Origin of the sequence: Halomonas sp. SIMBA_159 (genome assembly GCF_046536035.1) — a bacterium.
Lineage (GTDB): Bacteria > Pseudomonadota > Gammaproteobacteria > Pseudomonadales > Halomonadaceae > Vreelandella > Vreelandella venusta_A.
This window is the reverse complement of the sequence record NZ_JAWJBT010001150.1, coordinates 1-251: the sequence shown is the minus strand read 5'-3', so window position 1 is coordinate 251 and position 251 is coordinate 1. Positions and strand designations below refer to the sequence as shown.

Here is a 251-nt window from a genome sequence, read left to right as displayed (position 1 = left end):
CGATGCCTATTTCGCCAGCCGGCCGCGCGATTCACAGCTCGGTGCCTGGGCGTCCGATCAGTCCCAGCCACTCGACGACCGGCAGACCTTTCTCGACCGGCTGGAGGAGACGCGCCAGCGCTTCGACGGCGGCGACGTGCCAAGGCCGCCGCACTGGTCTGGCTTTCGCGTTGCGGCCCGGCGTATCGAGTTCTGGCAGGAACTGCCTTACCGCCACCATGACCGGCTGGTCTACCACTATCGGCTGGGAG

Annotated in this window: 1 protein-coding gene; it reads left to right on the top strand. The window is 67.3% G+C overall.

Features of this window, described 5'->3' with window-relative positions; genetic code table 11:
* Positions 1-251 (top strand): pyridoxine 5'-phosphate oxidase C-terminal domain-containing protein (locus tag R0J87_RS22875; protein WP_498889226.1); only part of this gene is annotated, 251 nt, incomplete at both ends.